The sequence below is a fragment of the Cellulomonas humilata genome (genome assembly GCF_013359775.1).
In the GTDB taxonomy this organism is placed as follows: domain Bacteria; phylum Actinomycetota; class Actinomycetes; order Actinomycetales; family Cellulomonadaceae; genus Cellulomonas; species Cellulomonas humilata.
Genome location: NZ_JABMCI010000035.1, coordinates 26,927 through 41,749, shown reverse-complemented (window position 1 = coordinate 41,749; position 14,823 = coordinate 26,927). Strand labels below are relative to the sequence as shown.

Below are 14,823 nucleotides of genomic sequence, written 5' to 3'. Positions count from 1 at the left end.
CGCCCCTCTCGCGCCCCGGTGCGAGCACCACCCACCATGGCCTACATCGTGCGCGTCGGAGCCAATCAGCCCGCGAGGAGACGCGTACTCGCCCAGCTCGTTGCCTCCGCGCCGGTTGTCTTGACTCTTGCCCGACGTCACGGCTTCTCCGAGTCGAGTAATTGCGGGTTGGTGGGGTCGACATCGATGTGTAGGTGGTTGCAGCCGTCGTCGATCTGGAGCATGTGGACGGTGTTGGCGGTGGACCCAGCGACCGCCCGGCAGTTCTTCTGCCCGACCTCCGACGCCTCAGGCATGAGGGGGTCGAGGACGGCGATCAGGCGTAGTGCGTTCGGGTCGGCGCCGTTGGTCGGGCGGCCGTTGAGAGTGAAGAAGTCGACGGCATGACCTCCGCCGTGGATCCAGTGCCGCGACGCTGTGCCGGTGCCGGCAATGGTCCGCGTGCAGAACCGGTTGAGCGAGGAGATGCCGACCTGGTCGAAGGTGTTCGCGGCGACCGTGATGACCTGCAATATGCGCAGGTTCACGGCGCATCCTGGCTCTGGTGTGCCGCCCGCCATGCCACGAAGCTGGAGGGTGGCGCCGGTCCCGGCAACCAGTGCACCGGTCTCCAGGCGCTCGACGAGAGCCGCGGCGAGTTGTTGCGCGTTTGCGGAGACGTCAACAGGAACGCACGCGGTCGGCGGGCTCGAGGAGGCGGTGATCTGCGCGGCGGCAACCGGGTCGCGCGAAGAGTTGTTCTGGCTGGAGTTGCGCTGCAACGCGTCGCTTGCCAGCGCTGCAGCGGCGGAAGCATCGTCGGCGGCAGAGTTGGGCGGCGCGGAGTCGGCGGCCCACCAAGTGATGCGCTCGTTCACATTGCGGATGAAGGCGGTAGTGGTAGCAGGGATGGCCGGGTAACTGCCGAGGCGTGATTCGCCGGCGTTGTGGGCGATGACGAGGGCGTCGAGAACAGGGATGGTCGAGGAGGCCCAGTCCGGGTGCTGTTGCCGGATAGTGCGGACGCCGACGAGTCGGGTGCACAGGTACGCGCCGCCGACGCGGGCGTGGATGTCGGGGTCCTCGATGTCGGGTGTCCCGTTGGCGTTGAGATCAGCGGTCCAGGGTTGGCCGTAGCTGGCCTGCCAAACGGAGGCGTTCATCTGGAGGAGTCCCCGGGTGCCGCCGTTGGAGTCGTCAGCGTGCGCGTCGGGACGGAAACCCGACTCTTGCGCCATGACGGCGGCGATCCAGGTCTCAGGCAGTTCCGGGCATGCAGCCCTAGTCTCGGCGACCCATGCCCGCGCCGCTGCGGGTACCGGTGCATCCTCGGCGAGCGACCCGCCGGCCGAGGTCGCGATGCACGCGCTGGCGGTTCCCCCCACGGCGATGGTGGCGAGGACTGCGATGGCGGGGATCGCGAGGAAGCTAAGAGCTCCGAGAGCAATCTTGATCATGTGGGGATCGCCGTACCGGTGGCGGTGGCGGTCTCGACGGCCGCTCGGTCGGCGCGCAGCCGGTCGACATCTCGTCGTCCGGTCCAGGCGGTGAGGTCGATGACGGTCGGCTTGGTCTGCCGAAGCAGGAGGATCCCGGTGCCGAACGGCAAGGTCCGCAGGACCGAGGCAGGCATCACGGGAACGGTGCGCACAGACGTCGAGGACGATCGTTCTCCCGCGCGGCCGCGGGATCGGGTCTCCGTGAGTTCGTCGATCTCGCCGATGAGTCGGGCCACGTCGTCCAGGTCCCGGTACTTGGCCAGGCCGCCCAGGACGATCTTGACCGTGGCGGCGTCCCAGATGGCGTCGGCGGCGTGCTCACCCCACCGGGCGCGGGCCTGGGCCAGGGACTGCAGGACGGCCAGGGTGGTGATGCCGGAGCCGCCGCCCTCGGCCATCAGTGAGGGCAGTGAGGGCAGTGGGGTGAGGTTGGCGATCTCGTCGAGGGCTAGGAGTAGTGGTGGGTCGAGGCGGGCGCCGGGGGAGCGGGCGGCCATGGCACGTGCGGTCTCGGTGATGTCTTCGACGAAGGCTGCGACCAGGGGTGCGCAGGAGCCGGAGGCGACGGCGGAGGCAAGTAGGTAGAGGGTGCCGGAGTCGCGCAGGAACGTGGTGGGGTCGAACACGTGGCCGGGTGCCGGGTCGACGGCGGCCAGGACGTCGGGGTCGGCCAGGGCTGCGAGGGATTGGCGGACGCCGAGCCAGATGGAGTCGCGGGTGCGGGCGTCGGAGTGGATGGAGGCTTCGAGGGCGTCGGCCCATCCGTCGGCGGACTCGCGGTGCCGGTTCAGGATGGTCACAGCGTCTTCGGCCAGCACGGGGTTCAGCGACCACCGGTACAGGTCGACGGCGCGGCGGTTGTCCAGGGCGGCGGCGTGCAGGAGGCAGCGCAGGGCGGTCTCGGTCTGTCCGGCCCAGAAGTCGGAGTCCGAAACCGTCCGGCCGAAGCCGGCGCCGGCGGCCAGGCCGCGGGCGCGGACCAGGGCGGTGCGGGGTGTCTCGCAGCCGCGCACGGGGGACCAGGCCAGTCCGCCGGGGAGGCCAGCGAGGCGTTGCGGGTCGAAGATCGCCACTGGTCCGAGGGCGCGTCGGGCGCGCATAGTCACGGCCAGGGTGTCGGGACGGGTGGAGGTGGCGACGACCGGGCCGGGCGCGTCCAGGATCCAGGGGATGACGACGTGCAGGCCTTTGCCCATGCGGGGTGGGCCGATCAGCAGGGAGGAGTCCTCGACGGTGCACCACAGGTCTTTGCCGCGCAGTCGGCCGAGCCGGTAGCCGACCTGTGCCGGAGCGGCCTTGTGGTCCAGGGATGGGCGAACGACCGGCGCGTGCTTGCGCACGGCTCGTCCACCGGCAATCGAGTGGACGTCGGCCGGGGCGGCCATGCCGGGCAGATTTCGCAGGGTGTCGACATCCGAGCGGCGCCCACGGGCGAGGCGGCGGCGCAGCGCGACGGCGCCGACACCGATCCCCACTACGACCGCGATGACCAGAGCCGTGCAGGCCCAGTAGGTGCCAGGTCCCGGGAGTTGATCCGGGTTCGGCCAGGCGGCGGCGGGGTCATCGGGGTGGGTTGCGGCGCTCAGGGCGGGCAGAAGTCCGCCGTCGAGCCTGGAGTGGCCGGTGAGCCATGCTGCGAGGGCCGCGCCGGCGCGTAGGACGATGCCGGCCGCGAGGATGGCGCCGCCGACGGCTAGCGCCCAGTCCGTCAGGTCGGGGCCTCCGGGCTCGGTGGGTCGGCGGCGGATCGGTGGCCGGTACTGGCTCATCGGGCGACCTGCTGGTGCGTGTGGACGGCCGTGAGCTGTCGTTGAGGTGCGGCCGTGTCGACCGGTCGGGACAGTCCGGTCGCGGTGCGGCGCAAGGCGTCGGCGATGAGGTGGCCGGTGTCGACAAGGTCGGTGACCAGGACGCCGGGGTTGGCGGCGCCGGCGAGAAGCTGGTCGGCGCCGGTGTCGGCCAGGTGTCGGATCTGATCCCCGGCCACGGAGCGCTCCGCGGAGTGCACCTGGGTGTGCCAGCCGTCGTCGACCGCTGCGCGCAGCTCGTTCAGGCCGGGTAGGGCGGGCCCGTGCTGGGCGTGCTTGCGCGCCTCCCACGCGACGGTGACCAGATCGACGTGCTGCCCCAGGTCGGCGAGCTCGACGAGAGTGGCATAGATGGCGCGCCAGGCGGGGTCGTGGATCCTCGCTGGCGTCAACCAGGTGGCAACCACGGCGACGTGGTCGGGGCTCGCGATGAGCGCCCCGATGAGCTCGACGGTGTGGCGTCGTTCGGTGAGCAGGTCACGCGCGGGGTGGGCGGTCAGGTACTTGTCCGCGCCCATCCGAGCTTCGGTGTTCCGTAGGGCGGGTCGCAGCGCGAGGGGGACGACGACAGTGTCGTGGGGCAGTCCGTGGCCGGCGGCCCAGCGGGCGGCGGCGACGTCGAGGCCGGCGTCGACCAGATTGCAGGTCGAGAGGATCGGCTGCGGGACGCCGTCGAGCGCGGATTGCAGGGCTGCAGCGCGCAGGAGCACGCCTTGGCCGGCGATCTCGTGGCGCAGGCCGCTGTCCAGGACGAGCCGGGCGTAACCGATGGCGTCCGGATGCGGCGGTGTGACGTGGAGCAGGTCGGCGAAACGGGGCATGTTCGCCTGCCGTGACCCGACCCGGTCCACCAGAGCGCGAGCGACAGTCTGCGGGGCGATGGGGTCGTGGGCCGCGTGGTGCTCGAGCAGCGTGGTGAAGAGCTGCGCATGCCACAGATCGGCGAAGTCGCCTGCGCGCAACCACTTCTGGACCTCGCCCAGGCGTGCTGGTTCCAGGAGGAGGGCGCCGAGGGTGGCTTGTTCGGCCAGTTGGACGACGTCGTCGCGGCGCATCACAACGCCTCCCAATCCGTGGACGATTCGTCGTCCCGCATCGCGGCGTCCGTGTCGACGACCGGCACCTCGACGGGGTGCAGCAGGTGGTGCACGACGTGGGTGCGGTGGGGCATCTTCCACAGCCCGGTTCCGCGGGGCAGCAGCGGCAGAAGGTCTCGTTCCGGGCGAGTCAGGCCGAGGGCACTGGTGGTGCCGGTGAGCTGGTCGGCCTCTTGCCTGTAGATGATCCGGGTCGAGCAGTCGGCCAGCAGCCCCGCGGCCAGGGCGCGCGCTTCGGAGCCTTGCTGGCCGATGGCGTCCAGGTCGGACAACCGGTGCAGGACCATGAGGTTGGCGACCCCGTAGGCGCGGGACAGCTTCCACTGGGACTGCATGCGCCGCACCAGGGCGACCTGCCGCAGCACCCGCCATGCCTCGTCGTAGATCACCCACCGCTTCGCACTCGAGGCGGCGAGCGCCCCTTCGAGCCAGGCTGACGCGCACGTCATGGCAACCGCCAAGGCGTCCTCGTCTGACCCCAGACCGGACAGGTCGAGGACCACCATCGGCGCGGCGGCGTCGAGGGTGTGAGTCGAGGTGCCGTCGAAGTGGCCGGCTAGGTCGCCGCGGACCAGGCGGCGCAGCCCGTGGGCGACATCGCGCCCGTCCCTTAGCCGATCGGCGACCCGGACCCCGTCGCGTCGAGCAGCCGTCGGATCCGGTGTGGCGAGCCGATCCAAGACGTCGCTGATCGTGGGGGAGTGCTGCGCGAGCTCGGACTGTGCGAGGGCGGCGTCCAGGGCGCCCTGCTCAGCGGCAACGAGGTCGCGATGGATGGACAGCGCCGTCACTGCCGCCAAGAGCCGAGTTCGGGCGGCGTGTGCGTGGGGTCCGTCGCCGGTCACCTCGAGCGGGTTGAGCCGGGTCGCTTCTCCGGCCCCCAGGCGAAGCACGGTGCCGCCGGCGGCGTGGGCGACGGCCGCCCACTCGCCCTTCGGGTCGCCAGGGACGTAGACGCGTCGCCCGGCGGCGATCGATCGCAGCGCGATGGATTTGGCCAGGGCGGACTTGCCCTGCCCGATGACACCTGCGAGCAGCACGTTTGGATTGGTGAGGTCCCCGCCGGCGTACAGCGCCCACGGGTCGAAGCAGAACGGCGCACCCGTGAGAGCGTCCGTCCCGATCGGCACTCCGACGTCGCACGGAGCCCCCGCCAGGAACGGATACGCCCCAGCGAGCGTCGCTGAGGACGCCCGATGCGCCGGCAGGTGAAGCCGCGGACCTCCCGCGTACCGCCCGGCAGTGCGCCGGAAGACCGTGGTCCGCGATGTGGCGTTCACAGAACACCCCGGGCCAACGGCACCGCAGCAGCCAGGTGGGCGAGGCCTTGCTGGCCGACGAGGCGACGGACCTCGCACATGCTCTGCGCGGCAGCGGTCTCCAGCGCCACACACCGCTGCTCGAGGGTAGGCAGGTCGGGCGCGCTGACGGTGAACAGACCGGTGAATCGCAGGTCGCCGTGTCCCGCGACCAGCTCGGCCTCGCGGCGATCCAGATCGGCGACCTCAGCTCGAGTGGCCTCAGCCTCGACCTGGCCGATCCTGGCCCGTTGCGCTGCATCGGCGATGTGCTCGACCTTGGCCCGGCGGATCTCGCGGAGCGCCTTGGTGATGCTCAACGGTTCGGCGATCACCGTGGCCGTCCGCGCCGTGGTCTCGCCGAGCAGCATTGGCTGGAGAAATGCCGGGTGGACGTCGCTGCGCGGCCACTCCGACACCCAGTACGTCGCGTGCACGGACGTGTCGAGTCGCACGTGGTCCCAGTGCTCGTCGATACCCATCGGCCCCACCAGCGCCGCGGCCGTCTCGTCGGCGGGTGCGGCAGCGTCGGGGTCGTACGCCGAGCGCATCGTGCGGGCGAGCGCCGCACGGTCGAGCCAACCCTGGACACTGAGCGCCGCTCCGCTGAGCGACGTCGCGACGGCCTGCAGCTGCTTGGCCACGGTCGCGGTCCCGTCGGCGCTGAGGGCGCGGTGCCCTTGCGGGCTGCGCACGGCGACCGCCAAGAGAGTCTCGCGCACGTGCGGCACGACGAACCCGTCGTCAAGCATCGACGCGAGGGCTGCGGACACACCCGTAGTTCTTGTGCAGTGCTCGCGCCACCACGCCCGGGCGGGGGACAGGCCACCGGGGACGATGCGCATCAGCAGCTGCACGCGCACGATCGACGGCTGCTGGCACAGGCCGCCCAACACGCGACCCCACGCGGCTACCTTGTGCTCCTGCGCGCCGACCTCATCGAGCACGAACCCGGATCCGTGCACACGCAGGACAGCAGTCACGGTGCCCGCGCGGCGATCGGCGATCAGCGCACCGCCCAGCGCATCGCAGCCGACGATCGCGAGTCGCCCGGCGATGCCCGGCAGCACGAGCCCGTCGCCAATCGAGCGAGCTCGCGCCGAGGTGACCGACGTCTGCGATCCCGTCGCGCGTCGAACCCGCCATTGGGCCAGCAATGGCAACCAGGCCACGACCGGGCGACCGGCGACGCTCACCGTTCCCGCCACCAGCAGGGTCACCCACAGCGGTGCCGCGACCAACAGTCCCGAAGCGCCTGCCGAGTACACGCCGGTCACGGCGACGAACGTCGCAACACCCACCACGACCAGCTGCGTGACACTCAAACCCAACAGGACGCCGCGGTGCTCCAGGCGACCGAACCGTGCCGGCGAAACGACGGCCTCGGGCAGGGGCGCGGTGCTCATCGCTGCTCCTTGGCCGATCCGGCCGGCGGAACCGCCCGGGTGGCTGGGCGGGGAGTCGGCAGGTGGGCGACATTCGCCGCCGCCGCTCCACTAGCAGCCCCGCTCCCGGCCGCACCGCGTGCTGCCCCTGCGGCGGCGGCGCCAGGGCCTAGCACACTGGACATCACGGCCTGCTGAGCCGCGTACCGCCCGGTCGTCGCGGTGCCGCGGGCGACCTTGCTGATCGGATTCGCCGCGACCGCGCTGTGCATCGTGGCGGCGGCTTCCATGCCGGACCAGTGCACGAACCGCCAGGTCAGCCACGGCGCCCAGATCGCAATCGCCAGCAGCAACAGCCCGACCAACGCATCGGACAGCCCTGCCAGCCCACCGGCACCCGCCGCAGGCTCCGCGTGTCCGGGGACGGTCGGGCCTGTGCCGGTGAACGCAGAGGCGCCGATGACGAACGCCACGACGATCACGACCTTGCTGAACACCAGCGCCGCGACCAGCTCCAGCCACCGCCGCGTCCAAACCCGGGTCTGATCCCACGCCGACCCGGCGAACGCGATCGGCGCGAACACGACGATCAAGATGAGTGCCGCCTTGCGGAAGAGCAGCACCCCCCACAACAAGATGAACCCCAGCATCAGCGCCAGCCCGAGCAGCAACTGCAATGCCGGGGCGATCTGCGCCAGCGCGGCAAAGTCGAAGAATCGCGCCGCGGCCTCAGCCACCGTCATCCCCGCTGCGGCCGCGATGTACCGGCAGATCTCATCGACGGCCGTCAGCACAAGCTGCGTGACACCCAGCGCGATCGTTGCTCCCAGAACCGCCTTACCGACGCCGACCACCGCCCGGACCAGGCCACCAGGCTCGTGCCGGAGGACCGAGGTCAGCACCTGGATGACAAACAGGCCGACCAGCACGGGCAACGTGATCGCAGCCACGACGGCCACATTTGCGCTGAACCACGACGCTCCCAGGTCGATCGACGTGGTCGCGTCCAACGCGGCCAACGCCATCTCGCCGAGCTGTGCCGCGCCACTGATGAACGACCCACCCAGGCCGCCGAGCACATAGTCGGAGGCCGCGCCTTGTGCGGCGCCGGCCGCGCCGGAGCTGAGGTTGCAGACGAACGCGGCCGGGCCGATGCAGACGTCGGCCATCTCAGATCGCCGCACCCAGACCGGAGAAGAACGCCACGATCGCGTTCGCTCCACCGATCAGTAGCGCACCGCCGGCGGCGATCAGGACGCCGGTCTTGCCACCGGACGCGTAGCCGTAGTTGCCCTGCTGCCGGGCGACCGCCCACACGATCACCGAGACCACCAAGCCAGCGACGCACGCGACGAGGCCCCACGTCATGAGGGCGCCCACGATGCTCTTCACGACCGCCAGACCAGGAAGGCCATCCTCGTTTGGAGAGATCCCAGGATCAGCCGAAGCGAGTCTGCCAACGAGTACCGATTGGAAGGTCATGTGTGCCCCCGCGATCCAGCGAGCATGTCCCGGCGACACACCCTTCTAGGAGCAGGTAGGCGGAGATCGCTGCAAGACGCGGAGCGAACCGGGAGATCCGTGATTCCGCCGCTGAGCACTTCCAGGGCTTGTGGTCCCCTCACGCGCCCCCAGTGCATGCGGATGCGATGCGGAACGTCAGCCCCGACACCGCTCAGGAGGTCGTCTCCGAGACCTTCCTGGTGGCCTGGTGGCGCCTGACCGAGGTCTGCTAGACCAACCTGTCCCAGGCGTCATCATCGAGCAGCTCGACGTGGAGGATTGCGAAGAAATCGTCTTGCGCGAGGCAGATGGCCGCCCACTCTGAGCGCTCGACGTTGCACGTGGTCCACTGGCCGCCGGTCACTCGAACCCGAATTCCACCCACGCTCTTGGCCTTTGCGAGTGCGTAGTGAAGTCGCGGCCCCACTCCGTGAGCGGGGGCGACGGAGCCCAGCATGCGCGTCTCTTCGGACGGGTCGATGACGGTGGGTACGAACGTGGCACCGGATGACGTGTTGGTGACGACGACAACCAGCCATCCGGTGGCCTCATCTCGGACCAGGGCCAGGGCGCACCCAGCGGCCTGAGCCGTGATCACCAGACCAGCAGCGTGCGTCGTTCCGGCACCTGCGGCGACCCGGCGCGCGGCCAAGAGATCGATGGCGTCCCAGTCGGGACCGGCGGCGTGGTCAGGGCTGATGGCGTCCATGTCTCAGGGTCGGCTAGATGTGATGGTTATGGCCATCGCCCGGGCTGAGGGAATCACCGCGGCAGGCGCGCACCGAGCGTCGCCATCAAGTTTCAACTGGATCTGCTCGAGCACCTTGCGACCGTTGACCTTCGGGCAGGCTCAGCTCGAGCAGAGTCAACGACGGTCGCTGCGAGGCATGGTCGCCTCGCGGGTGCATGCAGTCGGGGCGGCCAGTCCGTCACAGGGCAGCTCTTACCTAGCAGCGCGGGCCGCCGGTTCGCGGATTGGAGTGGGGACTTCGATGCGTGCCTAGGAGGACCGTGTCGACGACCGCGGTCGCGAAGTGGTCGTCGAGGACGCGGTCGGAGACCCAGCGCCGGTGAAAGAGGGGGCCTGCGAGCAGGTCGACGAGCAGGTCGACCTCGGTGCCGGGCGGTAGCTCGCCGCGCTCGATACCGCGTCCCAGGACGGTGCGGAGGGAGCTGTGGCGTGCTTCGGCCTCGCGATGGTGCAGGGCCCGGTAGGCGGGCTGGCGTTCGGCGGCATCGATGAGCGCCGGCATGAGTGCGGCGGCGGGGCTGGTCGTCAGTGCGGCAGCCAGGCCACGCAGCATCTGCAGCAGGTCCTCTCGCAAGGTGCCGGTATCTGGTGGTTCCTGGGCGGCGAGCAGGCTGGAGAACGCGTCGAGCACGAGCGACGGCTGGTCGGGCCACTGCCGATAGATCGTGGTCTTGGCGACGCCGGACCGTGCGGCGACGGCCTCCACGGTCGCGCCGGCGATGCCGCGCTCGATCAGGAGCTGGACCGTGGCTGTCAGGACGGCCGCCCGCGAGCGGGCGACGCGGGGATCGAGCCGGGGAGCGGCCGCCGCGGCTGTGGTCATGACGCGGTCGCCCACAGGTCGCGGTTGTCGTGGACGTACTGGGTCAGGGTGCGACCCGAGCGGCCGAGCAGTCGCTCGAGTGTGGGGTCGACCCTCTCGGCCTGGCCGCGGCGCAGACCGGTGTGCAGGACGGTCTGCACCACTGCCTGCACCCATGGCCTTCCCTGGGAGTGCACGTGCCGAAGATAGCGAAGGGCGGTTGTCGGCTCGTAGCGGATGCGTCGACCCAGCTCGTCGCTCAGCAGCGCCGCGACCTGCTCGAAGTCCAGTGCCTGCGGGCCGGTCAGCGTGTACCCGGCACCGCGGTGGGTGACAGGGTCCGCGAAGACCAGCGCGGCGACGTCGCCGATGTCGCGCACGTCGATGAACGCGGCCCGGCCCTGCCCAGACGGCAGGATGATTCGGTCGTCGCGCACGATGTCGGTGCGGTACGCGTCGGCGAGGTTCTGCGCGAAGAACCCGGGCCGCAGGATCGTCCAGGACAGGCTCGAGCCCGCCAGGTGCGTCTCGACCCGGTGGTGCGGCACCACCCGGTTGGTGTCCGCGCCCGTGACCGAGGAGAACACGACGTGTCCGACCTGTGCCCGCGCGGCCGCGTCGAGCAGCGCGTTGAGCGTCGGGCCGACCTTCGCGATCGCCGGCGGGCGGACCAGGAACAAGCCATCGGCGCCCTGGAGAGCCGGCGCGAACGTGGTCGGGTCGAGCAGGTCAAGGTGGACGCTCTGCGCGCCCGGCAGCGCTCGTGCAACAGCGGCGGGGTCGGTGCCGGCCGCCCGCACGGGGATCCCGGCATGGATCAAGGCCCGAGCGACTGACCCCCCGATATTGCCGCTCGCCCCGACCACCAGCACCGGCCCCGACATCAGCGAACCTCGCCCACACGCAGATACACCAGCGACAACCCATCGCGCACGACCGCCTGAATGAGCTCGTCATGCGATGGCGCCCGGTCGACGTTGACCCGCACCCCCAGCTGGCGCGCCGCCTTGCCCCGTCCGACGCTGTCGATCAGCGTCGCGTAGACCTCTGCGACCGACTGCGGGTCCTCGACCAGCTCGGCGGTCGCGGACCTGCGCTGCGCCCGCCACGTCACCTCGACCGCAGAGGTGTCACGCAGGTTCAGCCGCCACACCGAGCTGGTCAGCACCAGCAGCCGACCGTCGTCCTGCGGCCGGTAAGCCACCGGGACGTCGAGGACGCGGCCGGACCTGCGGCCCGTGAGGTGCAGCACCAGCAGGTGCTCTCCAACCCGGCGGGCGCGGCGCGGAGAGGACAGGAGCCAACGCATCGTCCGGTTCATCAGGTCGAAGGGAGCGACCGGCGGGATGACGCGCTGCACAGCAAAGGACGAGGTGGTCATCGACTGATCATACGCTACGGCCCCGTAGCGAAACGTCCCCTAGCCGCACGGATACGACTCACATCGCCGCGCAGGATGGCAGACTTGCCACCTTCGTCCGGCCGGCACGCGTCCTGGGTGTCCCGGCTACCGTTACGCCGTGACAAGCGCTGACCCCGCCCACTACGGGCCGTGCCGGCTACGCGTCCAGCTCGGTAGGGGTGGGCCGCTGGCGCCGATCGGTCTCGGCGGCGTTCGGGGCGGGAGCTGGGGTCGGTCTGCCTGGCGGGATGATCGAGCTGGGTGGCGCAGAGTTCCGGTTGCCGCTGTTGATCGGTCTGTTCGGATTCTTGACTCTGCAGGCCGTCATAATGAACAAGGCGATCAGCCTGGCTGTGGTCATCACTGCGCTGCGCGCTGGTAGGGCCCCTGCTTCTCGGGATCGTTCCCACCTGGTCCTGATCCCCGCCCTCGCGGTGCTGTTGCTGCTCTCTGCCGTCAAGCTATGGCGCCACTTAGCGCGACCGCGCCACCACGGTCGAAGACCATGAAGCGGCTCTGCGACGGCGCAGCACCACTCATCCGTCCTTCGACCCGTAGGTCCTGTCGAGGGCACTCGGTCAAAGCGGGACGCTCAACTGCAGCCAATCCAGCCAGCAGTTCGACACCGCCCGGGGTCGCACGCGGGCAGGCAGGGATCCGCTTGGGGGCGTGCTCGAGGGCTTGACCTTCGACTCGAGTCGAAGGTTTACGGTCCCGGTATGAGCTACCGCATCGCTGAGGTCGCCGAGCTGGTCGGGGTGCCGGCTACGACGCTGCGCTACTACGAGGACATAGGCCTGGTCGAGCAGCCCGCCCGAGGGGGCAACGGGTACCGGTCCTACGAAGACGCCGATCTCGCTCGGCTGCGGTTCATCACCGCGACCAAGAACCTCGGCATCCCGCTGACCGACGTCGCCGAGCTGGTGAAGGCCTACGACGTCGAGGACTGCTCGAGCGTCGCGCACCAGGTCGTGGAGATGGTCGCCGTGCGTCTAGCCGAGACCCAGACGCGCATCGGCGAACTCGTGGCGCTCGCCGCCCAGCTGCAGGGCGTCTCGGCGCGGCTTGCTGACGCCCCGACCTCGGGCCCGTGCGGGGAGGGGTGCCCGTGCGCGACTGCGGCGCCGGCACCGCTGGCGGACCGGCGCACGTTCGTCCCGCTGACCCGCGCTCCGCTCGTCGCCGCGCCGGATGTTCCGGTACTCGCGTGCTCGCTGGACGCCGGCTCGGTGCCGGGCCGGATCTCCGACTGGCGGGCCCTGGTCGCCCGGGCGGTGAGGCGCGAGCCGATCACCGGCGGCATGGCTCTGCAGTTCGTGGCCTCGCCCGAGCTCATTGCGGAAGCTGTTCGACTCGCTGCTGCCGAGCAGGACTGCTGCACCTTCTTCACCTTCACCGTGCAGATGACCACCGGGCAGGTCCGCCTCGAGGTCCGAGCACCCGAGGACGCCGCCGACATCGTCGCGGCCATGTTCGGCACCGCCGGCTGAAAACTGCTCGCCCTTCGACCGGCACCTCAAACGGTTCCGGCCGGGATCCCCTCTGCTCGAACACCACCAGGAGAAGCCATGAACACCCCGACCATCCACGACCACCACGCGACGAGCACGAAGGCACCGGCGAAGAAGGGCGTCCTTGCCGGGATCGGCATCGCGGTGGCCTGTGCCGTGGCGTGTTCCCTGCCGCTGATCGCCGCCGGCGGCCTCGCGGCAGGGGTCGGGGCGTTCCTTGCCGGCGGAGAGGCCGTCGCCCTGGGCGTGGTCGCGGTCGCCGCAGTGCTGGTCGGCGCCGCGATGTGGGTGCGCCGACGTCGGGCCGCGGCGGCGACGACCGGTTGCGGCACCGGCTGCGGGTGCGGCGGCGGCTGCTGACCGCCACCACCCGCACCCCACGCGAGCCCACCGAGAGGCCGACCATGAGCATCGTCATCACTCGCGAGGAGCTGGTGCGTGCGATGCGCGAGGGCACCATCACCCTCCTCGAGGCCTTGCCCGCCGCGCACTACGCCGCCGAGCACTTGCCCGGCGCCGTCAACGTCCCTGGCGAGCTCACCGCCCGGGACGCCGGCCGCATCGCCCCCGACCTGCACCGCACCGTGGTCGTCTACTGCTCCGGGCCTGGGTGCAGCCGCTCGACGGTGACCGCCGCGGCGCTGACCCGCGCCGGCTACACAGACGTCCGCGTCTACGTCGGAGGGAAGGCGGACTGGTTCGCCGCGGGCCTGCCGGTGGAGCGCACCGCGGACGCCAGCTGACCCGGCGCGCGAGACTGCTCCCATGACCGTGCTGCGCTCACTGCTCCTGTTCGCTGTGGCAGCCGTCGCCGAGATCGGTGGCGCCTGGCTGATCTGGCAAGGCGTGCGCGAGCACCGCGGCGTGCTCTGGATCGGTGCCGGCGTGGTCGCGCTCGGTGCCTACGGGTTCGTCGCGACTCTGCAGCCGGACGCGAACTTCGGGCGCATCCTGGCCGCATATGGGGGCATCTTCGTGGCCGGTTCGCTGGCCTGGGGAATGGCCGTCGACAAGTTCCAGCCCGACCGCTGGGACGTCATCGGCGCCGCCATCTGCCTGCTCGGCGTCGCCGTCATCATGTACGCACCCCGCACCTGATCCGGCGCGATGCGCCCGCAAGCGCGGGCGGCGGGAGACTGGGATCGTGAATCTCAAAGCATGGAGCAACCCCGAAGTCCGGGCTGACCTCTTCTCGGCGCTGCTCTCTTCGGCGCCGGGACCCCGCTGACGAAGATGCTCCTGGGCAATGTGGACCCGTAGATGCTCGCCGGCTTGCCCTTATGTCGGGTCAAGACTCCGGACGGACCACCGGATGTGTTTCACCGGCACCCGAGCAGGCCGCACACGCGCTGGGTGGAAGCAGTTTGCGTCTGACGCCGCTCTGGACCCAGCGGCAGAGGACACTCGGGGTGTTTGGCCGATCGCCTCGTAGCGGTCCAGCGACGTCAACGTGATCTAGGTCGTCCCGAGCGCTCTTGCTTAAGTTGTGTGGCAGTCGTTCGCGCACCAGTAGCAACCATTGACGTCGTCGTAGTGCCGCCTCGCCTCCACAACCGCCCCGCGACACGACGTCTGGAATCCGAGGTCTAGCCTGCTAGCCACGTCGGGTAGGCACCCCTTTGTCGAGTTGACGTCGTGCACCTCGTGGTCCCCGGTACCGCTTTGGGCGTTCCGATTTACGCAGTAGTACGGCATCGCGATACTCCTCGGTTGCCTTCGACACGACGTTGTGCCTCTTTCGACCGTAGCGCGCTGCGGAGCTGGCAGGCCGCACCGCGACGAAGAACC

General features: G+C 70.3%; 16 protein-coding genes. 5 read left to right on the top strand and 11 right to left on the bottom strand.

Translation table 11 applies throughout. The annotated features are described in order from the left end of the window. Window positions 1–137 precede the first annotated feature (137 nt). The 11 genes from HP550_RS01050 to HP550_RS01000 form a co-directional block, all read right to left on the bottom strand. Entirely contained in the window at window positions 138–1,436 is a 1,299-nt protein-coding gene (locus HP550_RS01050) for a lytic transglycosylase domain-containing protein (protein ID WP_175345744.1), read from the bottom strand. Then, window positions 1,433–3,247 (bottom strand): type IV secretory system conjugative DNA transfer family protein, encoded by a 1,815-nt coding sequence (locus tag HP550_RS01045; protein WP_175345743.1) that lies wholly within the window; start codon window positions 3,245–3,247, stop codon window positions 1,433–1,435. Before HP550_RS01045 ends, HP550_RS01050 begins: the two co-directional genes overlap by 4 nt. Further along, entirely contained in the window at window positions 3,244–4,341 is a 1,098-nt protein-coding gene (locus HP550_RS01040; protein ID WP_175345742.1) for a DnaB-like helicase N-terminal domain-containing protein, read from the bottom strand. Before HP550_RS01040 ends, HP550_RS01045 begins: the two co-directional genes overlap by 4 nt. Beyond that, window positions 4,341–5,513, bottom strand: coding sequence for an ATP-binding protein (locus HP550_RS01035; protein WP_343047901.1), 1,173 nt, complete (start codon window positions 5,511–5,513; stop codon window positions 4,341–4,343). The genes HP550_RS01040 and HP550_RS01035 overlap by 1 nt, the downstream gene beginning before the upstream one ends. A gap of 146 nt (window positions 5,514–5,659) precedes the next feature. Then, entirely contained in the window at window positions 5,660–7,087 is a 1,428-nt protein-coding gene (locus HP550_RS01030; RefSeq protein ID WP_175345741.1) for an SCO6880 family protein, read from the bottom strand. Next, window positions 7,084–8,235, bottom strand: a complete 1,152-nt coding sequence (locus tag HP550_RS01025; RefSeq protein WP_175345740.1) for a type IV secretion system protein — start codon at window positions 8,233–8,235, stop codon at window positions 7,084–7,086. The genes HP550_RS01030 and HP550_RS01025 overlap by 4 nt, the downstream gene beginning before the upstream one ends. 1 nt (window position 8,236) lies before the next feature. Further along, on the bottom strand, window positions 8,237–8,548 hold the full coding sequence (locus HP550_RS01020) for a DUF6112 family protein (RefSeq protein WP_175345739.1): 312 nt from the start codon (window positions 8,546–8,548) through the stop codon (window positions 8,237–8,239). Between the two features lie 250 nt (window positions 8,549–8,798). Then, entirely contained in the window at window positions 8,799–9,278 is a 480-nt protein-coding gene (locus HP550_RS01015; RefSeq protein ID WP_175345738.1) for a hypothetical protein, read from the bottom strand. Window positions 9,279–9,516: 238 nt separating this feature from the next. Beyond that, complete coding sequence (locus HP550_RS01010; protein ID WP_175345737.1) at window positions 9,517–10,143, bottom strand: TetR/AcrR family transcriptional regulator; 627 nt, start codon at window positions 10,141–10,143, stop codon at window positions 9,517–9,519. Continuing rightward, the gene (locus tag HP550_RS01005) at window positions 10,140–11,006 is read right to left on the bottom strand and encodes an NmrA family NAD(P)-binding protein (RefSeq protein ID WP_210767509.1); all 867 of its coding nucleotides are present in this window, start codon (window positions 11,004–11,006) and stop codon (window positions 10,140–10,142) included. The genes HP550_RS01010 and HP550_RS01005 overlap by 4 nt, the downstream gene beginning before the upstream one ends. After that, the gene (locus HP550_RS01000; protein ID WP_175345736.1) at window positions 11,006–11,503 is read right to left on the bottom strand and encodes a nitroreductase/quinone reductase family protein; all 498 of its coding nucleotides are present in this window, start codon (window positions 11,501–11,503) and stop codon (window positions 11,006–11,008) included. Before HP550_RS01000 ends, HP550_RS01005 begins: the two co-directional genes overlap by 1 nt. A 269-nt stretch (window positions 11,504–11,772) precedes the next feature. Between HP550_RS01000 and HP550_RS21890 the strand changes: the two genes are divergently transcribed. From HP550_RS21890 to HP550_RS00975, 5 genes are all read left to right on the top strand, one after another. After that, entirely contained in the window at window positions 11,773–12,033 is a 261-nt protein-coding gene (locus HP550_RS21890; protein ID WP_210767508.1) for a hypothetical protein, read from the top strand. Between the two features lie 210 nt (window positions 12,034–12,243). After that, window positions 12,244–13,014, top strand: coding sequence for a MerR family transcriptional regulator (locus HP550_RS00990; protein WP_175345735.1), 771 nt, complete (start codon window positions 12,244–12,246; stop codon window positions 13,012–13,014). Between the two features lie 78 nt (window positions 13,015–13,092). Beyond that, entirely contained in the window at window positions 13,093–13,395 is a 303-nt protein-coding gene (locus HP550_RS00985) for a hypothetical protein (RefSeq protein ID WP_175345734.1), read from the top strand. A 44-nt stretch (window positions 13,396–13,439) separates the two neighbouring features. Further along, the gene (locus tag HP550_RS00980; protein ID WP_175345733.1) at window positions 13,440–13,778 is read left to right on the top strand and encodes a rhodanese-like domain-containing protein; all 339 of its coding nucleotides are present in this window, start codon (window positions 13,440–13,442) and stop codon (window positions 13,776–13,778) included. Between the two features lie 22 nt (window positions 13,779–13,800). Then, window positions 13,801–14,133 (top strand): YnfA family protein, encoded by a 333-nt coding sequence (locus HP550_RS00975; protein ID WP_175345732.1) that lies wholly within the window; start codon window positions 13,801–13,803, stop codon window positions 14,131–14,133. Window positions 14,134–14,823 lie beyond the last annotated feature (690 nt).